The 20,243-nt window shown below is 63.0% G+C and carries 18 protein-coding genes; 15 read left to right on the top strand and 3 right to left on the bottom strand.

Features of this window, described 5'->3' with window-relative positions:
- Positions 1 to 107 precede the first annotated feature (107 nt).
- The 7 genes from mscM to frdD all read left to right on the top strand — a co-directional run bounded on the left by mscM (position 108) and on the right by frdD (position 10,035).
- Positions 108 to 3,383 carry a miniconductance mechanosensitive channel MscM gene (gene mscM, locus BN1120_RS02165; protein WP_042014534.1) on the top strand — a complete coding sequence of 1,092 codons (3,276 nt, stop codon included), beginning with the start codon at positions 108 to 110 and terminating at the stop codon, positions 3,381 to 3,383.
- A gap of 29 nt (positions 3,384 to 3,412) precedes the next feature.
- Positions 3,413 to 4,090, top strand: coding sequence for a glycerophosphodiester phosphodiesterase (locus BN1120_RS02160; RefSeq protein WP_042014533.1), 678 nt, complete (start codon positions 3,413 to 3,415; stop codon positions 4,088 to 4,090).
- A 156-nt stretch (positions 4,091 to 4,246) separates the two neighbouring features.
- Positions 4,247 to 6,124 carry a methyl-accepting chemotaxis protein gene (locus tag BN1120_RS02155; RefSeq protein ID WP_010673807.1) on the top strand — a complete coding sequence of 626 codons (1,878 nt, stop codon included), beginning with the start codon at positions 4,247 to 4,249 and terminating at the stop codon, positions 6,122 to 6,124.
- Between the two features lie 515 nt (positions 6,125 to 6,639).
- Positions 6,640 to 8,424: a fumarate reductase (quinol) flavoprotein subunit gene (gene frdA, locus BN1120_RS02150; protein WP_010673806.1), complete on the top strand. Its 1,785-nt coding sequence runs from the start codon at positions 6,640 to 6,642 to the stop codon at positions 8,422 to 8,424.
- Positions 8,417 to 9,151 (top strand): succinate dehydrogenase/fumarate reductase iron-sulfur subunit, encoded by a 735-nt coding sequence (locus tag BN1120_RS02145; protein WP_005298338.1) that lies wholly within the window; start codon positions 8,417 to 8,419, stop codon positions 9,149 to 9,151. The genes frdA and BN1120_RS02145 overlap by 8 nt, the downstream gene beginning before the upstream one ends.
- 16 nt (positions 9,152 to 9,167) lie before the next feature.
- Complete coding sequence (locus BN1120_RS02140) at positions 9,168 to 9,566, top strand: fumarate reductase subunit C (RefSeq protein ID WP_010673804.1); 399 nt, start codon at positions 9,168 to 9,170, stop codon at positions 9,564 to 9,566.
- A 112-nt stretch (positions 9,567 to 9,678) separates the two neighbouring features.
- Positions 9,679 to 10,035, top strand: coding sequence for a fumarate reductase subunit FrdD (gene frdD / locus BN1120_RS02135; RefSeq protein ID WP_010673803.1), 357 nt, complete (start codon positions 9,679 to 9,681; stop codon positions 10,033 to 10,035).
- Positions 10,036 to 10,144: 109 nt separating this feature from the next.
- Here frdD and BN1120_RS02130 read toward each other — a convergent pair whose 3' ends face one another.
- The gene (locus BN1120_RS02130; RefSeq protein WP_042014532.1) at positions 10,145 to 10,843 is read right to left on the bottom strand and encodes a DAPG hydrolase family protein; all 699 of its coding nucleotides are present in this window, start codon (positions 10,841 to 10,843) and stop codon (positions 10,145 to 10,147) included.
- Between the two features lie 93 nt (positions 10,844 to 10,936).
- Here BN1120_RS02130 and BN1120_RS02125 point away from each other — a divergent pair, with 93 nt between their 5' ends.
- Positions 10,937 to 11,578 carry a TetR/AcrR family transcriptional regulator gene (locus BN1120_RS02125; RefSeq protein ID WP_042014531.1) on the top strand — a complete coding sequence of 214 codons (642 nt, stop codon included), beginning with the start codon at positions 10,937 to 10,939 and terminating at the stop codon, positions 11,576 to 11,578.
- A 10-nt stretch (positions 11,579 to 11,588) separates the two neighbouring features.
- Here the strand turns inward: BN1120_RS02125 and BN1120_RS02120 are convergent, their stop codons facing one another.
- The gene (locus BN1120_RS02120; protein WP_042014530.1) at positions 11,589 to 12,809 is read right to left on the bottom strand and encodes a winged helix-turn-helix domain-containing protein; all 1,221 of its coding nucleotides are present in this window, start codon (positions 12,807 to 12,809) and stop codon (positions 11,589 to 11,591) included.
- 74 nt (positions 12,810 to 12,883) lie between these two features.
- Positions 12,884 to 13,525: a class I SAM-dependent methyltransferase gene (locus tag BN1120_RS02115; protein ID WP_042014528.1), complete on the bottom strand. Its 642-nt coding sequence runs from the start codon at positions 13,523 to 13,525 to the stop codon at positions 12,884 to 12,886.
- 187 nt (positions 13,526 to 13,712) lie between these two features.
- Between BN1120_RS02115 and BN1120_RS02110 the strand changes: the two genes are divergently transcribed.
- The 7 genes from BN1120_RS02110 to BN1120_RS02080 all read left to right on the top strand — a co-directional run bounded on the left by BN1120_RS02110 (position 13,713) and on the right by BN1120_RS02080 (position 20,213).
- Positions 13,713 to 14,378, top strand: a complete 666-nt coding sequence (locus BN1120_RS02110) for a thermostable hemolysin (RefSeq protein WP_042014526.1) — start codon at positions 13,713 to 13,715, stop codon at positions 14,376 to 14,378.
- Positions 14,375 to 15,856, top strand: a complete 1,482-nt coding sequence (locus tag BN1120_RS02105; protein WP_042014524.1) for an AMP-binding protein — start codon at positions 14,375 to 14,377, stop codon at positions 15,854 to 15,856. Before BN1120_RS02110 ends, BN1120_RS02105 begins: the two co-directional genes overlap by 4 nt.
- A complete protein-coding gene (locus BN1120_RS02100) occupies positions 15,853 to 16,509 on the top strand; it encodes a TenA family transcriptional regulator (protein ID WP_039039563.1) in 657 nt (218 codons plus the stop codon). Before BN1120_RS02105 ends, BN1120_RS02100 begins: the two co-directional genes overlap by 4 nt.
- Complete coding sequence (locus BN1120_RS02095) at positions 16,506 to 17,354, top strand: SDR family oxidoreductase (RefSeq protein WP_039039562.1); 849 nt, start codon at positions 16,506 to 16,508, stop codon at positions 17,352 to 17,354. The genes BN1120_RS02100 and BN1120_RS02095 overlap by 4 nt, the downstream gene beginning before the upstream one ends.
- A 1-nt stretch (position 17,355) precedes the next feature.
- Positions 17,356 to 18,003, top strand: coding sequence for a tetratricopeptide repeat protein (locus tag BN1120_RS02090; RefSeq protein ID WP_042014523.1), 648 nt, complete (start codon positions 17,356 to 17,358; stop codon positions 18,001 to 18,003).
- Positions 18,004 to 18,084: 81 nt separating this feature from the next.
- A complete protein-coding gene (locus BN1120_RS02085; RefSeq protein ID WP_041215642.1) occupies positions 18,085 to 18,777 on the top strand; it encodes a response regulator in 693 nt (230 codons plus the stop codon).
- A complete protein-coding gene (locus BN1120_RS02080; protein ID WP_039039559.1) occupies positions 18,774 to 20,213 on the top strand; it encodes an ATP-binding protein in 1,440 nt (479 codons plus the stop codon). The genes BN1120_RS02085 and BN1120_RS02080 overlap by 4 nt, the downstream gene beginning before the upstream one ends.
- The last annotated feature ends 30 nt before the right edge of the window (positions 20,214 to 20,243 follow it).

The following is a 20,243-nucleotide window of genomic DNA, read 5'->3' as shown; positions in this document are numbered from 1 at the left end:
CCCGGATCACCCGTTATTTGTGCCGTGGATCATTCATCTTGAGGGCTTTACCCGCCCCGGCCCCTGCTTTAGGCTAGGGCGACTTCTCCTGAACGGAAACGTGCGCCATGTTGCAACGCCTGCTCTGTCTGATGCTCTGTCTCAGCCTGTTCCCCTTCTCCGCTGTCCAGGCCGATGATGCCATCACTCAGGTAGAGGAGCTGCTGCAAAGCATCCCCAAGACGGATACCCCGGAAAATCAGCAACTGCGGGAGAGCTACCAGCAGGCCCTGCAATATGCCCGGGATGCCCAGCGCTACCGGGAACAGGGCAAGGCCTACCAGCAGATCCTCATCGACTACCCCAAGGAGTCCGCCCGTCTCAAGGAGGGGCTGCACAACTATCAGCCCCAGTCCCGCCCGTCCCTCTCCTCCCTCAAGGAGGATGCCCTTCGCCAGGCCATCAGCCTGAGCAGCAACCGCCAGCTCAACCTGCGCAAGGAGCGTCAGGCGGTGACCGACAGCCTCAACCAGCTTGAGAGCACGGGCCAGGAGTATCACCTGCGGGTCGACGAGTTGCGCAAGCAGTTGCTCCAGACCCGCTCCCTGCTCGATCGCCTGAGCTTCAGCAACGAGTCGGACAGGTTGCAGGAGGCCCAGCAACTGGCCACCCGACTCAAGGAGCAGAGCCTCTCCGACCGGATCCAGATGCTGGAGCTGGAGCAGCTCTCCGCCCAGCAGCGCAACGATCTGGGCAAGCTCAAGCTGCAGGAGCTCAACCTCGCCATCACCGACGAGGATGAGTGGCAGACCAGTCTGCTTGCCCAGCAGAACCAGCTGCGCCGGGACAAGACCGAGCAGGCCCTGGCCGAGAGCGAACGCCTGCGCCGCCAGCTCACCTCTGACCTCCCCCTCTTGCAGGAGCAACAGCAGCAAAACCAGGCCCTCTCCCTGCAACTGGGGGCCCTCGAGGACCAGATTGAACGGGTGCAGGACGAGCAACGGGGGGTGGACACCTCCCTCTCCGGGCTCAACGAGCTGGTCAATTCGGTGCGCGAACAGCTGGAGTGGTTGCAGATAAGCAACGCCTACGGCGAGAACCTGCGCAGCAAGCTGGCCGATCTGCCCGCCTACTTCCCGCTGGAGCGGCTGGAGTCCGCCATCGTCAAGGCGCGTATGGCCAAATACCAGTACGAGACCGAGCAGGATGCCCTGAAGGATCCGGTCCAGCTGCGCAACAGCCTGCTCAGTGGAGACGGCATCACCCTGGACAGGGCCCAGCGCGCCGTGCTGGACAACCTGCTCAAGGCGAGGCGGCAACTGCTGACCCGGCTCAACGATGCCTCCGACACCCTCATTCAGGAGCAGACCCGCCTCAAGCTGCTCTACAGCCGTCAGAACAGCAAGATCGACGAGATCCGCGAACTCAGCGCCAGCCATCTGTTCTGGATGCCGGACGTGCGCCCCCTGAGCCCGGCGGTGCTGCTCGGCGTCCCGGCCGCCCTCGGCCTTGCCTTCAACCCGGCCAACTGGCTGCAACTGCCCAGGGCCATCGCCGAGAACAACCCCCTGAGCCTGACCCTGGCTGGCCTCGGGCTGCTGGGGCTGGCCTGGTGCTGGCTGAAACTGGCCCGCCACCTCCTTCAATACAGCCAGTACATTGCCCCGCGCATCGGCAAGGTAACCCAGGACAAGTTCAGCCTCACCAGCCGGTTGCTGGTGCGCTCCGTGCTCGCCGCCCTGCCGCTGCCCGCCATGGTGCTCATGGTGCACGGCCTGCTGGACGGCGCCTGGCAATATCCCTTCGCGGTGGCGGTGGCCCGGGGCCTGGGTGAAATCTGGTTCCTGCTGCTGGCCCTGCTGGTGGCGCGCCACCTCACTCTGGAGAAGGGGATCCTCATCCTCCACTTCCGCTGGCAAAAGGAGCGGGTGCAGCGAGTGTGGGGACAATTTCGTACCCTGCTGCTGGTGCTGATCCCGAGCTTCTTCGTGCAGGGCATGGCGAGCAGCTATCAGGAACACGCCTTCTACGACTCCCTGGGACGCCTCGCCTTCATCATCGGGGCCCTCTGGCTGCTGCTCTTCTTTGCCCGCCTCAACCGGGAAAAACTGCCCCTCACCTGGGGTCAGGCAGACATGACCAAGCCCCATCTGCTGCACCACTTCATCTGGAACAGCCTGATGCTGGCCCCGCTGCTGGCTGTGCTGGGCGCCCTGTTCGGCTACTTCTACACCTCCCGCACCCTGCTGCGCCAGCTGGAGCTGAGCCTGCTGGCGGGGCTCGGCTGCCTGCTAGTCTACTATCTGGCCCACCGCTGGATGCTGATCCAACGCCGCCGACTCGCCTTCGATCGCGCCAAGCAGAAGCGGGCCGAGATCCTGGCGCAGCGGGAGCGGGAAGAGGACGATCTCAGCTCCGAGATCCCCGATGTGGTGGAGGAGCCCGAGCTGGATCTGGATACTATCAGCGCCCAGTCCCTCGGCCTGGTGCGCACCCTGCTGATGCTGGGCTTCACCATGCTGGTGGTGGTGCAATGGTCGGATCTCAACTCGGCATTCAGCTTCCTCAGCAGCATCGAGGTGTGGCAGGTAAGCAGCAAGGTGGCCGGCATCGAGCAGCTCTCCGCCATCACCCTGCAGGATCTGATGCTGACCGTCTTCGCCTTCATCCTGACGGTGGTCACCGCCCGCAACCTGCCCGGGTTGATGGAGCTCACCCTGCTCCAGCATCTGAGCCTCTCCCCCGGCACCGGCTTCGCCCTCACCACGGTGAGCAAGTACCTGGTGCTGCTGATTGGCGCCCTCACCGGCTTCTCCATGCTCGGCATCGACTGGTCCAAGACCCAGTGGCTGGTGGCGGCACTCTCTGTGGGGCTGGGCTTCGGCTTGCAGGAGATCTTCGCCAACTTCGTCTCCGGCCTCATCATCCTGTTCGAAAAACCGATCCGCCTGGGTGACACCGTCACCATCCGGGATCTCACCGGCACCGTCACCAAGATCAAGACCCGCGCCACCACCATAGTGGACTGGGACAGGAAGGAGATCATCGTCCCCAACAAGGCCTTCATCACCGAGCAGTTCATCAACTGGTCCCTGTCCGATGCCATCACCCGGGTCCGCTTGCGCATTCGCATCGGCCTGACCCAGAATCCCAAGCAGGTACAGCAACTGCTGGAGCAGAGCGTGCGCGAATCCACCCTGGTGCTGGATACGCCCGCCCCGGAGGTGTTCCTCATCGAGTTCACCGACTCGGCCCTCATCTACGAGATCCGGCTCTACGTCAACAACATGGATCACCGGATGCCCATTACGCACGAGGTACATTCTCTGATCCTGGAGAAACTCGGCCAGGTCGGCATGCATCTGCCACATCAGCAGATCGACATCCGGATGAGCCGGGGATGAAGCCCCCAAAGACGACAACAGGAGCCATCATGCAGATCATTGCCCATCGCGGTGCCAGCGGCCTGGCCCCGGAGAATACCCTCAAGGCGATGAGCCTGGCGCTGGATCTGGGTGCCAAAGCCATCGAGCTGGACGTGCAGTGGGCCGACGGAGAGCTCTGGGTCTTCCACGACCGGCGACTGGAGCGCTGCACCAACGGCCAGGGTGTGCTGACCGGGCAATCCCGGGAGTACCTGGCGAGCCTGGATGCGGGGGACGAGGAGCGGATCCCGACCCTGTGGCAGGTGATGGCACTGGTGGCGGGGCGCTGCGAACTGCACATCGAGCTAAAGGGCGCCCACACCGCCGAGCCGGTGGCCGCCCTGACCAGGCGGGCCGAGGCCGAGCTTGGCTTTACCCAGGCGCACTGGATCGTTTCCTCCTTTCATCATCCCGAGCTGTTACGCTTCAAGGGACTGCGACCGGAAATCAGGATCGGCGCCCTCACGGCCAGCCTGCCCCTCGACGGCGCCGCCTTCGCCGAGACGCTGGGGGCCTGGTCACTGAACTGCGACGTGGATTTCGTCGACGAGACCCTGGTGGCGGATGCCCATCGCCGGGGGCTCAAGATCCTGGTCTATACAGTCGACGAAGTGAGTGATGGGAGCGCCCTCGCCAGCATGGGTGTCGATGGCATCTTCACCAACCGGCCAGATCGATTCAGCTGAGTATCGGCGCGGCCTGGCAGGCCACAAGGACGTGAAAAGAATTGAAAAAATGCGGTGCATCGGGATACATAAAGTCCATAGCCAGCCGATACAGAGTTGGCTCATAACAATAACAAACACCATGGATCTCTGACTGACGCTCACAAGGATGTAAACATGAACCTATCCATCAAGAACAAGCTGGTCCTCTCCATCGGGGCCATCATTCTGGTCATCACCGGCCTGCAGGTCTGGTACAACACCTCCCAGTTGCGCAGTGAAACCCAGCGGCTGATCTGGAGCTTCATCGACGACAGCTCGGTCGCCAACGTCAAGGGGATCTCCCGCTGGCTCGACGCCCGCATCAATCTCGTCACCGCCACCAAGGAAGCCTTCGCCAAGGAAGACGAGCCCCTCAGCCACCTAGCCCAGTCCATGAATGCGGGCAACTTCGATCTCGTCTACGTGGGCACCAAGGATGGCCGGATGATCCAGAGCAAGCCGACCGATCTGCCGGCCGGCTATGATCCGCGCCAGCGCCCCTGGTACAAGGACGCCATGGCCGCCGGCAAGCTCGCCATCACGGCCCCCTATGCCGACATCACCACCGGCCAGCTCATCATCACCATCGCCGAGCCCTTCAGTCGCGGCAACACCGACGGCGTCATCGCCGGTGACGTCTCCATCGACGGTCTGGTGAAAGACGTGCTCGCCATGAACTCGGAAGGCACCTATGCCATTCTGGTGGACAGCAACGGCACCATCATCGCCCACCCGGACAAGGATCTGACCCTCAAACCCGCCACCGCCATCTCCCCGGAGCTGACGGCAGCCAAGGTCAACGAGCTGGCCCATGACAACACCATCTCCGAGATGGATATCAGCGGCAAGGCGAGCGTATTCGACCTCACCGAGATCCCCAACACCAACTGGTATTTCGGCATCGTGGTGGACGAAGCGGTCGCCTACCAGTCCGTCTCCCGCATGGTCACCTCCGCCCTCATTCAGGGATTGCTGACCATCCTCATCGTGGCGGGCTTCTCCTATGTCGCCATCAACGGCTCCCTGGCACCGCTGAAAACCCTGGGCGAGGCCATTGCCGATCTCTCCCGCGGCAACGGCGATCTCACCCGTCGCATCAAGATCGAGCGTGAAGACGAGGTCGGTACCGTCGCCAAGCACGTCAACACCTTCATCGAGCGCATCCACGTCATGGTGCAGGACATCTCCAACTCCTCCACCCAGCTCAACCAGCAGGCCAGGTCTTCCCACGACATGGCGGAGAAATCCAACCAGGGGCTGGCCCGCCAGCAAAACGAGATCTCCCAGATTGCGACCGCAGTGCACGAGATGTCCGCCACCGCCGTCGAAGTGGCCAGCAACGCCGAGCAGACCGCGGAAGCGGCCCGCAGCTCCTCCAGCAGTTGCGAGCACGGCAAGCAGGTGATTGCCCGCAACCAGCGCTCCATCACGGATCTCGCTACCCAGGTCAAGCAGGCCTCCGGCATCATTCAGGAACTGGAGAAGAACGCCCAGGAGATCAACACCATCCTCTCCACCATCCAGGGCATCGCCGAGCAGACCAACCTGCTGGCGCTCAACGCCGCCATCGAGGCCGCCCGGGCTGGCGAGCAGGGACGCGGCTTTGCCGTGGTGGCCGACGAGGTGCGGGTGCTTTCCCAGCGCACCCACAGCTCCACCGTCGAGATCCGCAGCATGATCGAGACCCTGCAGCGCAACACCCAGGGCGCCGTCAGTACCATGCACGAGGGTCAGCTGCTGGCCCAGAACAGCGTGGAAGATGCCAACGATGCGACCCAGGCCCTGGAGCAGATCACCACCTCCATCAACCAGATCTCCGACATGGCGACCCAGATCTCCAGCGCCGCCGAGGAACAGCGTGCCGTCACCGACGAGGTGAGCCGCAACATCCAGGCGGTCAAGGATGTCTCGGACGAGCTGGCAGTGGATGCGGACAGCTCCCGCAATCTGTCGGCCCAGCTTAAAAATATTTCAGGTGAATTGAATAATCAGGTCGGCATGTTCCGCATCTGATCGACCATGGGAAGAAAGGGGCCGTTCAGGCCCCTTTTTTTATAAACCCTTTTTGTTTCAACGGTTATAATCCCCTTTCGGGACCCTCAACCCTGTGATCGACATCTCCTTTTGCCCATGTGTGGGAGACGGGCGCAGTCTGTCATGGCTATATTCGCATTACTTTTTTGATGCCTAATCTCGATATGTCATCGTGATAATAGTTATCATTAAACTGTTTTGATAAAAAACTTAAAAACTTTATGGGTAATACCCAAAAAGAGAGGCATTTCTCATTTTTTTGAAAGAAAACTACGTATAATCTTGGAGTTAAAATCACCAGAGTAGCGAGTACGGCTGATCCAGATCACTGATGGATGGCGATAATGACGGCATTTTCATCCAAGGAATGGGGTGGTTGTAATAAAAATCACCGTTGCCAAGCACTAAAACAAAGCAGTTTGACTTGCATCAAGCCTGAATTTTTTTCATAGAGCAAAATCGTGCCCAGCAAATCTATCCCTAAGGAGGCAGATGTGGATATTATCAAGACCGATGTTGCCATCATCGGTGCCGGTGGCGGTGGCCTGCGTGCCGCAATCGCCATTGCAGAAGCCCACCCGGAGCTGGAGATCGCCCTGATTTCCAAGGTCTATCCGATGCGCAGCCACACCGTGGCCGCCGAAGGTGGCGCCGCAGGCGTCGTTCGTGATGACGACTCCCTGGAAAACCACTTCAACGACACCGTCTCCGGTGGTGACTGGTTGTGTGAGCAGGACGTAGTCGAGTACTTCGTCAACAACGCCACCAACGAGATGATCCAGCTGGAGCACTGGGGTTGCCCCTGGAGCCGCAAACCGGACGGCAAGGCCAACGTGCGCCGTTTCGGCGGGATGAAGATCCCCCGCACCTGGTTCGCCGCCGACAAGTCCGGCTTCCACATCCTGCACACCCTGTTCCAGACCTCCATCAAGTACCCGACCATCAAGCGCTTCGACGAGCACTTCTGTCTGGATCTCATCGTGGAAGATGGCCGTGTCCAGGGTGTCGTCACCTTTGACATCCAGAACGGCATCACCCGCTTCATCCAGGCCAAGTCCGTGGTGCTGGCCACCGGCGGCGCAGGTCGTGTCTATCGCTACAACACCAACGGTGGCATCGTCACCGGTGACGGCATGGCCCTGGCCTACCGCCACGGCGTACCGCTGCGGGACATGGAGTTCGTCCAGTATCACCCGACCGGTCTGCCGGGCACCGGCATCCTGATGACCGAAGGTTGTCGTGGTGAGGGTGGCATCCTGCTCAACAAGGATGGCTATCGCTACCTGCAAGATTACGGTCTGGGCCCGGAAACCCCGGTCGGCCAGCCGAAGAACAAGCACATGGAGCTGGGTCCGCGCGACCGTCTCTCCCAGGCCTTCTGGCAGGAGCAGCAAAAAGGCCGCGTTATCCAGGGCCCCATGGGCGACGTGGTTCACCTCGACCTGCGCCACCTTGGCGAGAAGTACCTGAAAGAGCGTCTGCCCTTCATTTGCGAACTGGCCAAGGCCTACGTGGGTGTGGATCCGGTAAAAGAGCCGATTCCGGTACGTCCGACCGCCCACTACACCATGGGTGGCATCGAAACCGACGGCAAGTGCGCCACTCGTCTGGCCGGTCTCTATGCCGCTGGCGAATGTGCCTCCGTCGGTCTGCACGGCGCCAACCGTCTGGGTTCCAACTCCCTGTCCGAGATCGTGGTCTTCGGCAAGGTGGCCGGTGAGCAGGCAGCCGAGTTTGCCGCCACCCAGCAACACGGCAACACCCAGGCGCTGGTCGCCAAGGCCGAGGCGCTCATCAAGCAGCACCTCTCCCTGCTGGACATCGACGGCACCGAAAACCCGGCGGATATCCGCAACGAACTGGGCATGTCCATGGAAGCCGGTGTCGGTATCTACCGTACCGAAGAGCTGATGCAGGGCACCATCGACAAGATCAACGAGCTGAAAGCCCGTTACAAGAAGATCAAGATCAACGACAAGTCCTCGGTCTTCAACACCGACCTGCTGTACGCCATCGAGCTGGGCTACATGCTGGACGTGGCGGAAGCCATGGCGCACTCCGCCATCAACCGCAAAGAGTCCCGCGGTTCCCACCAGCGTCTGGACGGTTACGAGGAGCGCGATGACGTCAACTTCCTCAAGCACACTCTCTCCTTCTACAACGGTGAAGGGGCCCCGACCATCGATTACTCCGATGTGAAGATCACTAAATCCCAACCGGCGAAACGCGTATACGGTTCCGAGGGTGAGAAACAAGACGAGGCTAAGAAGAATGGCTGAGATGATCGAAATTGAAATCCTGCGCTACCGTCCCGAGCAGGATAACGAGCCCTGGATGCAGACCTTCCAGGTGCCCTACCTCAAAGAGATGTCCCTGCTGGATGCGCTGCAATACATCAAGGATCATCTGGACTCCACCTTGAGCTTCCGCTGGTCCTGCCGGATGGCGATCTGCGGCTCCTGCGGCATGATGGTCAACGGCATTCCCAAGCTGGGCTGCAAGACCTTCCTGCGCGACTACCTGCCGGGCAAAATGACCATAGAGCCGCTCAACAACTTCCCGATCGAGCGCGATCTGGTGGTCGACATGTCCGACTTCATCGAGAAGCTGGAGAGCATCAAGCCCTACATCATCCCGTCCGAGCCGCGCAACCTGTGCGATGGCGAGTACACCCAGACCCCGGCTGACATGGCGAAGTATCACCAGTTCTCCATGTGCATCAACTGCGGTCTGTGCTACGCGGCCTGCCCGCAATATGGCATCAACAAGAAGTTCACCGGTCCGGCGGCCCTGGCACTGGCCTATCGCTACAACGCCGACAATCGCGACAGCGCGTCCAAGGAGCGGATGAAGATCATCAGCCAGGACGAGGGCGTCTGGGGCTGTACCTTCGTGGGCTACTGCTCCGAAGTGTGCCCGAAAGGCGTGGATCCGGCCGCCGCCATCCAGCTTGGCAAGGTCGAGAGCGCCAAGGACTACATGATCGCCATGTTCAAGCCGGATTGAGACCAGGAGTGAGACCATGAACAACACTGAGAGCAAACGTAAGCCTTACGTGCGCGAGATGAAAAAAGACTGGTGGCTGAAGAATGCCTTCTACACCGGTTACATGATCCGCGAAGGCACCAGCATCTTCGTCTCCATCTACGCCGTCGTGCTGATGTGGGGTCTGCTGCGGCTGGTACAGGGTCAGGAGGCATTCAATGGCTGGCTGGAATCCCTGCAGAGCCCCATTGCCATCCTGTTCCACGTCATCGCCCTGGCAGCCTGCCTGTTCCACGCCAAGACCTGGTTCGCCCTGGCCCCGAAAGCCATGCGCATCTTCCGTGGCGAAGACCTGGTGCCGGAGAAGCCGATCGTCATCGCCCAGTATGTGGCGCTGGCGGCGGTATCCCTGCTTGTCCTGATCATCGTGGCCTGAGGAGAAAACCATAAGACGTTCTGACGAACCCGGTTATTGGTGTCTGTTTGGTACCGGGCTCTCACTCAGAAACGTTGGCCACGATCACTCAATCATGATTTGAGGAAAAAATATGAGACGTTCTGACGAGCCAATTTACTGGGGTCTGTTTGGTGCGGGTGGCATGGTGGTTGCCATGCTGCTGCCGGTCATTGTCCTCATCACAGGTCTGCTGGTGCCCATGGGTATCATGGACGTGGAGACCATGAGCTACGAGCGCGTGCTGGCATTCGCCAGCTCCTGGTGGGGTGCCTGCATCCTGCTGGTCATTATCGCCCTGCCCGTCTGGCACGGCATGCACCGCATCTACCACGGCCTGCATGATCTGGGGATCCACACCACCAAGCTGCACCACTATGTGTTCTATGGCTTCGCCTTCCTGGTGTCCGCCATCACCGTCGGTCTGCTGATGGTGCTGGTGCTCCAGTAAGCACATCCTGACTGCATAACAAACCGGGCCCAGTGCCCGGTTTTTTTATGACCATCTTCCGCGGCTCATCTCCATCCGGCAGCTGTCCTGCGCACTCGTTCGGCATCCTTCACCAGAGCCTCGGTGCCGGCTCACGGCCGTTTTCCGCGTAGTAGAGCGACGGCAGAAACTGCGCCAGATAGCTGAATTCGCTGTAGCAGTGGCGCATCAGGTTGAAGCCTATCTCGTCCGGCACCTCGTCAAGCGGATTGGTGCAGGCCTTGCCCAGCAGGAAGCGGCTGCGCAGCACACAGCCGTATGGGGTATCGCGCGCCAGGTGCAACATCTCGCCATCCAGCGGCGCCCCCTGCTCATCCAGCGCCACCTCATCGCCAAAGCCGATACGGGCGCAGATGGCGGCAGAGAGAGCCTGCGTCTCCCGCGCCTCGTGTAGCGATTGCGGGGCGAACACCTCTTCGGCGCTGTGGAACTTGAGGCGAGCTGCCACCGGCGGCAGCTCGGCAAGCCACTCCACCGCCTCTATGCTGGCTCCAACGAAGCGCTCCCCTTTTTTCCAGTGATGATCCCAGCCCCGGTGCTCGACATGATCGTGCGGGTGCCACCACCTGATGTGCTGGGTCGTCTCGAAGAAGGTGAACCACCAATCCAGCATGCGCCCCTTGCAGCCGTGCAGATCGGTGCGGATGGCGACCGTCAGCAGGCCGTCGGTGCTGCGGGTCAGACCCATTTCCAGGCGAAGGGGTTGCGGGCTGAGCAACTCGTTGATGTCATTGACGCCCCAAGGGGCAAACAGGGCAGAAGGATGCATGATATGACTCCCATAAATTTAGGAAACGAAGTTCGTTTCTTAAATTACGCTATGCCTGTATGCTGGGTCTGTCAATGCTTTCCAGGAGCCCATATGTCACACCCGAACGATGAAGAAACACGCTCACGAGGCCGTCCGGTCACCCCGGAAGCCGACCTGCGCGCCGCCCTCGCCGAGGCGACGCTGACTTTGTTGCTCAAGGGAGGCTACGGCGCTGCGACCGTGGATGCGGTGGCCAAAGAGGCGGGAGTTGCCAAGAAGACCCTCTACCGCTTCGCCGCCAATCGCGACGAGCTGGTGGCGCAGGCGGTGCGCAGCTGGACCGATGCCTTCCAGCCGGCCTTCGAGCAGGATGCCGCTCATCCAGGAGCCCTAGGGGAGATGCTGGAGCTGGGCTTGCAGGCCATAGCGGGACAGGTGCTGAGCGCACCGGCGGTGGGCATGTTCCGGCTGCTGCAGCATGAGTTCGCGGGGCGGGATGCCCTGCTGGCGGCCTATCAGGAGAACGGTATTGCCCGCGGCAGGGCGACGCTGGCGGCGTGGCTACAGCGCCAGCAGCAACTGGGCTGGCTTCGGGAGCTGGACACCGCCCAGACCAGCGATCTGTTGCTGGCGATGACCATGGCGGAGCCGCTGCGCCAGATGGCGCTCGGCTTGCTGGCGCCGGGCAGCGACATCCGCGCGCGCATCACCGCGGCCGTTGCGCTGGTGCTGCCCGGCTTGATGCGAGGGTAGGCGTCCTTCCTCAGCGTGCCACCTCCTGCCATTGAGCCAACAAGGGAGCAGGAACGTTGCCATAACGCACCAGCGGGGTCTGGTGCCACTCCGCCAGCTTCTGGATGGCCTTGCCCAGATCCTGGGCCAGGGTCCGGGTCACCCTGATCCCGTCTTCCAGATAGAGGCTCTTGACCTCAAACACCCCCTCCTTGCGATGGGCCTTGGCGTCCATCCTGCCCACCAGCTTGCCGCGATGCAGCAACGGCAGCACGAAATAACCGTACTGGCGCTTGGGGGCCGGGGTATAGCACTCGATGCGATAGTCAAAACCAAACAACTCGCTGGCCCGCTTGCGATCCCACACCAGCGGGTCAAAGGGCGAGAGCACGGCGGTGTGGCTCGCCTTGAGGGAGCCCGCCTGGGCCCGGTCCAGTTCATCGGCCAGGGAGGCGTGAACGAAGGCTCCGTGCTGCCACCCCTCCACTCGTACCGGCAACAGCTCCCCCTCGTCCGCCAGCTGGTGGAGCAGGGCGTCGTATTTCCCCCGTTTAAGGCGATAGTAATCCGCCACCCAGCCGGTCTTGACCAGCCCCAGCGCCCGGCAACTGGCTCGCACCATGTCCCGCCGGGCGAGATCAGGACTCGGCAGATCCCGCTCGTCATTCCACTCCGGCATGACCCGCTCGGCGAGATCGTAGACCCGCTGGAAATTGCGCCGTTCGCGCACCATCAGCTGGCCTGCGGTAAACAGCACCTCCAGGTGGCGCTTTTCGGGCTTCCAGTCCCACCAGCCGTTGCCCTTGTCCCCCTTGCGCTCGAAGTCTGCCGCCCGCACCGGGCCATCCTGGCGAATGCGCTCCACTATCTGCGCTATCTCGCCGCCGTGGGTCTTGAGCCACTGGGCGGAGAACTTCCAGCCCATGGCGGCGGGATCCAGCATGCGATGGCGCAGCAGCCGGTAATCTTCCCGGGGGACGAAACAGGCCTCGTGGGCCCAGTATTCGAAGAGGTCACCATCGGCCAGCAGTTGTTCCAGCCAGCGCGGATCGTAGTGGCCGAGACGGCTGAACAGCACCAGATAGGGGCTGCGAGCCACCACGGAGATGGTGTCTATCTGCAGCAACGCCATGCGGCGAATGCAGGCGAGCAGGTCGGCGGGGGTTGCTCTGGCGCGTCGCGGGGTCAGCAGCCCCTGGGCCACCAGCTGCAGGTGGCGAGCGTCTTGCAATGAGAGGTGGGGGATCGACATGGAGATAGGGGCATCCGTTCCTGGGTATCAGGCCACCAGCATGCCCAACTCATGGCCAAATGAAAACGCCCGGCTCAGGGTTTGGTGAACACCGCCACATCGGCATGAGGAAACTCGACCGCTGCCTGCCAGCGGACCGCCAGGGCACGGAACGAGGCCTCGGCGAAGAAGACGATGTGGGTGGGATCGTGGCGATAGCGCCAGGTCTTGAAGCGCTCGTCCCCCAGCACCCGCTGGGTCTGCAACACCAGCACCCCGCCGGGCTTGAGACAGCCCCAGAGCGTGTCCAGCACGGCGCGGGGGGTGGCGATGTGCTCTATCACCTCGGTGCTGGTGATGAAGTCATATTGCCTTGTCAGGCACTCGGGATCGTCGGCATAGAACTTGTCGTAGCCCGCCATCTCGAAGCCCGCCTCCCGCCCCATGGCGATGAGGGCGGGCCCGGGGCCGCAGCCAAAATCGAGGCCGCTGGCAGGAGGCGACACCCGGGCCAGCACCTCGCCAAAGGCGCGCATCAGAAAGGCCCGGTAGCGGGGATCATCCACCCGGTTGTCGTGCCCGTCATAGACCGCCTTCTCGGCCCCCTCGTCCAGGTGGTCCGCCTCGTCCATCCAGACCAGCTCGCACGCCAGGCAGCGATAATAGCCCTTGCCCGCCACCGGCAGGGCATGGTGCCGAGGGGAGAGACACAGGGGACAGTGAACAGGGGATGACATGGCAGCTCCTCGGGTGGCGACAGCGGGGCAGATTGCCTGCCACGCCCGCTGCTGGCAACTGTTTTGTCTAGTGCCCCCATCGGCCCCCGTTCACCCCCCGCCAGTTTTTTTCGTCTTTTTTTGCGCCTTAAGGGTTTCTTAAGTTTGCCCTTTTACTCTCATCCCATCGCAAGAGAAGGAGCCAACCATGACCATCGAGATCCAAGCCCCCTACCGGTTGATCCTGGCCGAATCCCCGCAGCAGGTCATGGCGCTGCAAACCTATATCCAGGCCGCCTACACCCTCGAGTTCAACGCCCGCATTCCCCATTTTCTGCCCTGCCTGCTCGGGCTCTACCGGGCAGATGGCGTGCTGGTCGGTGCCTGCGGCCTCAACCAGGCCTGCCATGGCGAGCACGAGCAACCGCTCTATCTGGAGCAATATCTGGAGCAGCCTGTCGAGGCCGCCATCGAGACCCGTCTCGGGGTCCGTCCGGCCCGCCACCGCATCATCGAAGTGGGCAATCTTGCCTGCAGCGAACCGGGTCACGCCCGCCTGATGTTTGCCGCGCTGTGCCGTCTGCTGTGTGACAACGCCCTGGACTACGTGGTGTTCACCGGCACCGCCAAGCTGCGCAACAGCTTTACCCGCCTGCGTCTCAACCCGGTGGAGCTGGCCCCCGCCCAGGCCCATCAGGTGGGAGAGGATGCCAGCGCCTGGGGCGAATACTACCGCTGCCAGCCCAAGGTGATGGCAGGCGACATCAACCAGGGGCGCGAGGTGCTCGCACAGAGCAGCCTGCTGCTCAACCTGCTGGGGCCCATGCCCCGCCTTTTTAACCATGCCGACATCGACAGGAGGTGCGCGCAATGACGCTGTTCGACACCATCGCCCACCATGCCAGCCAGACCCCGCGCCAGCCTGCGCTGCTAGGCAGCCAGGGTGAGCTGGATTACCAGAGCCTGTGGCAGCAGATCCAGCAACTGGCAGGCGTGCTGCAAGGGGCCGGCATCCGCCGCCTGGCCCTGCAACTCGACAACGGCCTGCCCTGGGCGCTGATCGATCTCGCCTGCACCTGGGCCGGCATCGTGGTCATCCCGGTTCCCCACTTCTTCAGTCCGGCGCAGCAGACGTGGCTGCTTGAAAGCAGCGGAGCAGACGCCCTGGTCGGCCCGGAGCACCAGGGGTGGCAGTCCGCCTCGCCCCTCGTGCTCATGGCAGGCAGGCCCGATGAACAGGCCGTGCCCCTGTGGCGCCGCATCCCGGCCCGCCTCCCCGAGCTGCCTGCAGGCACCGCCAAGATCACCTATACCTCGGGCACCACGGGGCAACCCAAGGGCGTCTGCCTGTCGCTGGAACAGATGACGGCGGTCTGCGGATCCCTTGCCCTGCGGGTGGCCCCTGCCCGGGTTGAGAAACACCTGACCCTGCTGCCCCTCACCACCTTGCTGGAGAACCTGACCGGCTTGTATGTACCGCTGCTGACCGGCGCCTGCAGCCGCATCCCCTCCCTGGGGGAACTCGGCTTCTCGGGCTCCAGCAAGCTGGATCCTGCGGCCCTGGCCCAGGCACTGCTGCGCTGGCCCAGCCACAGCCTGGTGCTGGTCCCCGAGTTGCTGCGCCTGCTGCTGGCCCTGTGCCTCAATACCCCTGCCCTGGCAACACAGCTCGGCACCCTGCGCTTCGTCGCCGTGGGCGGCGGCAAGGTCGCCCCCGAACTCATCGCTCACGCCCGTGCGGCGGGGCTGCCGGTCTATGAGGGATACGGTCTCTCCGAATGCGGCTCCGTGGTCGCCCTGAACGGCCCCCACGGGGATCGTCCCGGCAGCGTCGGCCTGCCCCTGCCCCACTGCCAGGTGACGATCGCCGCAGACGGCGAAGTCATGGTCAGCGGCAGCGCCATGCTGGGCTACCTAGGGGAAGAGGGCGAGACGGGCAGCCAGATCGCCACAGGGGATCTAGGTCGGATCGACGAGGAGGGCTATCTCCATATCACGGGGCGCAAGAAGAACGTGCAGATCACCGCCTTTGGTCGCAACTTCTCCCCGGAGTGGGTGGAAGCCCAGGCCCAGCTCTGCCCGGCCATCGCCCGCATCGTCATCTTCGGTGACGGTCAGCCCGCCAACGTGGCCCTTATCCAGCCGCTGCCGGGCAGCCAGTCCCAATTGCCAGAGCAGATTGCCCGGCTCAACCAGCAGTTGCCCGATTACGCCCGCATCCATCACTGGTTGCCGGTCGCCCTGGATCAGCTCCCTGGCCTGCTGACGGCCAACGGGCGCCCCCGTCGCAACGAGATTTATCACCATTTTTCCCGGCAGATCAGCCAATGCCTCACAGGAGAGACCTCATGAGCTTCTACCAGACCCTGCAACAAGCCACCGCCTGCGAACGCGAACGCCTGTTCAACGCCCCCATCATCGAGGCCTGCCGCCGCGGCGACATCAGCCGTGACACCTACCTCGCCTTCCTGGCACAAGCCTACTACCACGTGCGCCACACGGTGCCGCTCCTGATGGCCACCGGCGGCAAACTGGGGCAGGAGTACGAATGGGTGCGAGGCGCCATCAGGGAGTACATTGACGAGGAGTACGGCCATCAGGAGTGGATCCTGAACGACATCCGTGCCTGCGGCGGTGATGCCGAGGCGGTGCGCCACGGCCAGCCGGGCCTGCCCATCGAGCTGATGGTGGCCTTCCTCTACGATCAGATCCAGCGCGGCAACCCCATGGGCTTCTTCGGCATGGTGCAGGTGCTGGAAGGCACCAGCGTCGCCATCGCCCTGACCGTCGCCGACCAGCTCAAGAGCGGTCTGGGTCTGCCGCCCCAGGCCATGAGCTACCTGAGCTCCCACGGGGCCCTGGACCAGGAGCACCTCAAGTTCTTCGAATCCCTGATGAACCGGGTGGAAGATGCCGCCGATCAGGCCGCCATCATTCACGCCGCCAAGGTGGTCTACCGCCTCTATGGCGACATGCTCTATCAGCTCACGGGATCCTGCCAATGAAGCTTGAAGGCAAACGCATACTGCTGACTGGCGCCAGTGGCGGCATTGGTGAAGCCCTGGCCCATGAACTGGCGGCCCAGGGTGCCCATCTGCTGCTGCACGGTCGTCGGGCCAGCGCCCTGGAGCGCCTGCGCCGGGAGCTGCCTCATCCGGATCGCCACCAGACGGTGACGGCCGATCTCGGCTCTCCCCATGAGCGGGCGCAGCTGCTGCAACATCCGGCCCTGGACGAGGGGCTGGACGTGCTCATCAACAGTGCGGGCTGCAACCAGTTCGCCTGGCTGGAAGATCAGAGCAGCGAGCAGGTGACACGCCAGTTGCTGCTCAACGTCGAGGCGCCCATCCAGCTCACCCGGGCCCTGCTGCCCCGGCTGCGCAAGCCCGCCATCATCATGAACATCGGCTCCAGCCTCGGGGCCATCGGTTTTGCCGGCTACAGCGTCTATTGCGCCAGCAAGTTCGCCATGCGCGGCTTCAGCGAGTCCCTGGGGCGGGAGCTGGAGGGAACCGGCATCAAGGTGCTGCACTTTGCCCCCCGTGCCACCCGCACCCACCTCAACTCCGAGGCGGCCTATGCCATGAATGCCGAGCTCGGCACCCGGACCGACAGCCCACAGGACGTGGCCGAGGAGGCCGTCATCGCCTTGTGCAACGAGACACGCCGCCGCTGGCTCGGCTGGCCGGAAAAGCTCTTTGTGCGGCTCAACGGCCTGCTGCCCGCCTTGGTGGACATGGCCCTGGCCAAGCAGCGCCCGATCATCGAGCGCCACGCCCGCCGCACCGCCTCCCCAGCCCCCGATCACAGGAGCGATCCCGCCTGTGCGACAAACGAGAAGGAACATTGAGATGAAGCACGCCACTTTCCGTCCCCGATTTGGTCACGGCCCCCTGTTGCTCGCCCTGGGAGGCCTGCTGGCAAGCGGTCTGGCCCAGGCCGCCGATGCCCTGCCCACCATTCAGCAGGAGTGGGCCCACTGCCAGTACCAGCAGACCGGAAAAGCCAAGGAGAGCTGCCTGGAGAGCCTGAGTGCCAAGGCCGATGAGGCGAGCGCCAAGGAGGCATTTCGCACCGATCTGCTGATCTGGTCCGCCATCGTCAAGAGCACCTGGGCGGGGGCCAAGGGCGGCCTCGGCGCCCTTGGTCTGGTGAAGGAGGCCAAGGCCAAGCTCGAGATCGCCATCAAGCAGGATCCCAAGGCGCTGGAAGGCTCGGCCTACACCAGCCTGGGCTCCCTCTACTATCAGGTACCGGGCTGGCCGGTGGGCTTTGGTGATGACGAGAAGGCGGAGAAGCTGCTCAAGCAGGCGCTGGTCATCAATCCCACCGGCATCGACCCCAACTTCTTCTACGGCGACTTCCTGCTGGATCAGGGTGACAAGGCACAGGCGAAGATCTATCTGGACAAGGCCCTGGCCGCCCCGGCGCGCCCTGGCCGCGAGGTGGCGGACGAGGGCCGCAGAATGGAAATTCGCGAGCGTCTCGCCAAGCTGTAAATACAAGCAGCACAGTGTGCTATTTCAACTCTGCCCACCAGCTAGCATACTGGTGGGCAGTGTCGTTTGAGGGAGAGAACAATGCGGATCCTGTTGGTGGAAGATGATGTGATGCTGGGAGACGGCATGGTGGATGCCCTGCGCAGCAGCGGCTACACGGTGGACTGGCTCCAGCAGGGGATGCCGGCCCTCTCGGCGCTCAAGAGCGAGGAGTTTGCCGCCCTTGTCCTGGATCTCAACCTGCCGGACATCGACGGCATCAGCCTGCTGCGCAAGTTGCGCCGGGAGGGGCAGACCCTGCCCGTGCTCATCCTGACCGCCCGTGATGCCCTGGACGACCGGGTGCTGGGGCTGGATGCAGGCTCCGACGACTACATGGTCAAACCCTTCGCCCTGCAGGAGCTCAACGCCCGGCTGCGCGCCCTGGTGCGGCGCAGCAAGGGGCAGGCCCAGGCGGTGCTGGAGTACGGGGAGCTGCAGCTCTTCCCCGCGTCACAACAGGTCACCTATCGGGGCGAGCCGGTCAAGCTCACCCCCCATGAGTACAAGCTGTTGCAGGAGCTCATCACCCAGAGCGGCCGGGTATTGAGCCGGGATCAACTGCAACAGAGCCTCTACGGCTGGGACGAGGGGGCAGAGAGCAACGCGGTGGAGGTGCACATTCACCATCTGCGCAAGAAATTTTTCCCCGAGCTCATCCGCAACATTCGCGGTGTCGGTTACATCGTGCCCCAGCTCGACGTCCAGGGCGCAAGAGGAGCCTCCGCCCCATGAGCCGTGTCCGTTCCATCCGCCGTTTCCTGCTCTCCGGCATCCTGGCCCTGGTCAGCCTCAGCCTCGCCATCAGCGGCCTTATCGGCTACCTGCAGGCCAACCACGAAATGGAAGAGCTGTTTGATGCCCGTCTCGCCCAGTCCGCCCGCATCACCAACCAGTTGCTCAGCCGCTATCTCAAGCAGAGCGGCGAGCTGCCGCGCAACGGCACCGTGTACCAGGAGTGGGTGCAGGCCGTCCCCGAGACGCCCCACATCGAGAAGGGCGGCTTCTTCCAGTTCGGCCAGGACAACGAGTTCACCCCCTATGGCCATGAATTCGAGCACAACCTCTACTTCCAGTTGCTGAGCGAGCAGGGCGCCGTGCTGCTGCGCTCGCCCAATGCCCCGGCCCAACCGTTGACCACCCTGGAGCGGGGCTTCAACAGCGAAACCAAGGATCACCACGAGTGGCGCACCTTTACCCTCTACAACGAAGATGAACAGACCTGGCTCATCGTGGCGGAGCGGGATGACGAACGCAGCGAGCTGGCCAGCAAGATGGCCACCCTCACCATGCTGCCCCTCTTCATCACCCTGCCCTTCCTGCTCGGTCTGCTGTGGTGGCTGATCACCCGGGGGCTGTCACCGCTGCACCAGCTGGCGCAAGCCATCGGCGAGCGTCATCCCGCCAACCTGAGCCCCCTCAATCTTGCCATCAAGGCCGAGGAGCTGACGCCGCTGGTGGGGGAGATCAACCGGCTGATGCACGCCCTCGCTGACACCCTGGATCGGGAGAAACAGTTCACCAACGAGGCCGCCCACGAGCTGCGCACCCCCCTCGCGGTGCTGCGCATCCACAGCGAGAACGCCATGACGGCCGAGGATGATCAGAGCCGGGAGCAGGCCCTGCGCAAGATGCTCTTGGCCCTCGATCGCAGCGATCGGCTGATCCGCCAGTTGCTGACCCAGGCCCGCATCGACAACCAGCAGAGCCCGGCCCTCACCGCCCTCCCCCTGTTCCCCCTGTTGCAGGGCACCCTGGCGACCCTGGCCCCCATCGCCCTGAAAAAGGATCAGCAGCTGTCCCTGGAGGGCGCCGAACAGGTGCAGGTAATGGGACAGGCAATGTTGCTGGAGCTGATGTTCGGCAACCTCATCGACAATGCGCTGCGCTACACCCAGGTGGGCGGCGAGGTCGCCGTGGTGGTGAGCCAGGTGGGCAACCGGATCCGGGTGGATGTGCGGGACAACGGCCCCGGCATCCCCACCGCCGCCCTCTCCCGGCTGTGCGAGCGCTTCTTCCGGGTCAATCCCCAGCAGGGGGATGGCGTGGGCCTTGGCATGGCCATCGTCTCGCGCATCGCCCAGCTTCACGGAGCGGATCTCGACATCCACAATCGACCTGAAGGGGGGCTCGAAGTGAGCGTGCTGCTGCCCGCCTCGCGCCAGGCATGAGGGGTCAGCCTTTGCGCACGCCATGAAAAA

This window comes from Aeromonas caviae, assembly GCF_000819785.1.
Classification (GTDB): Bacteria; Pseudomonadota; Gammaproteobacteria; order Enterobacterales; family Aeromonadaceae; genus Aeromonas; species Aeromonas caviae.
This window is presented reverse-complemented; position numbering and strand designations above follow the sequence as displayed.

What these genes read in the sequence shown, in the direction of transcription:
- mscM (WP_042014534.1), top strand. Translation starts at nt 108, where the DNA reads ATGTTGCAACGCCTGCTCTGTCTGATGCTCTGTCTCAGCCTGTTCCCC.
- BN1120_RS02160 (WP_042014533.1), top strand. Translation starts at nt 3,413, where the DNA reads ATGCAGATCATTGCCCATCGCGGTGCCAGCGGCCTGGCCCCGGAGAAT.
- BN1120_RS02155 (WP_010673807.1), top strand. Translation starts at nt 4,247, where the DNA reads ATGAACCTATCCATCAAGAACAAGCTGGTCCTCTCCATCGGGGCCATC.
- BN1120_RS02145 (WP_005298338.1), top strand. Translation starts at nt 8,417, where the DNA reads ATGGCTGAGATGATCGAAATTGAAATCCTGCGCTACCGTCCCGAGCAG.
- BN1120_RS02140 (WP_010673804.1), top strand. Translation starts at nt 9,168, where the DNA reads ATGAACAACACTGAGAGCAAACGTAAGCCTTACGTGCGCGAGATGAAA.
- frdD (WP_010673803.1), top strand. Translation starts at nt 9,679, where the DNA reads ATGAGACGTTCTGACGAGCCAATTTACTGGGGTCTGTTTGGTGCGGGT.
- BN1120_RS02130 (WP_042014532.1), bottom strand. Translation starts at nt 10,843, where the DNA reads ATGCATCCTTCTGCCCTGTTTGCCCCTTGGGGCGTCAATGACATCAAC.
- BN1120_RS02125 (WP_042014531.1), top strand. Translation starts at nt 10,937, where the DNA reads ATGTCACACCCGAACGATGAAGAAACACGCTCACGAGGCCGTCCGGTC.
- BN1120_RS02120 (WP_042014530.1), bottom strand. Translation starts at nt 12,809, where the DNA reads ATGTCGATCCCCCACCTCTCATTGCAAGACGCTCGCCACCTGCAGCTG.
- BN1120_RS02115 (WP_042014528.1), bottom strand. Translation starts at nt 13,525, where the DNA reads ATGTCATCCCCTGTTCACTGTCCCCTGTGTCTCTCCCCTCGGCACCAT.
- BN1120_RS02110 (WP_042014526.1), top strand. Translation starts at nt 13,713, where the DNA reads ATGACCATCGAGATCCAAGCCCCCTACCGGTTGATCCTGGCCGAATCC.
- BN1120_RS02105 (WP_042014524.1), top strand. Translation starts at nt 14,375, where the DNA reads ATGACGCTGTTCGACACCATCGCCCACCATGCCAGCCAGACCCCGCGC.
- BN1120_RS02100 (WP_039039563.1), top strand. Translation starts at nt 15,853, where the DNA reads ATGAGCTTCTACCAGACCCTGCAACAAGCCACCGCCTGCGAACGCGAA.
- BN1120_RS02095 (WP_039039562.1), top strand. Translation starts at nt 16,506, where the DNA reads ATGAAGCTTGAAGGCAAACGCATACTGCTGACTGGCGCCAGTGGCGGC.
- BN1120_RS02090 (WP_042014523.1), top strand. Translation starts at nt 17,356, where the DNA reads ATGAAGCACGCCACTTTCCGTCCCCGATTTGGTCACGGCCCCCTGTTG.
- BN1120_RS02085 (WP_041215642.1), top strand. Translation starts at nt 18,085, where the DNA reads ATGCGGATCCTGTTGGTGGAAGATGATGTGATGCTGGGAGACGGCATG.
- BN1120_RS02080 (WP_039039559.1), top strand. Translation starts at nt 18,774, where the DNA reads ATGAGCCGTGTCCGTTCCATCCGCCGTTTCCTGCTCTCCGGCATCCTG.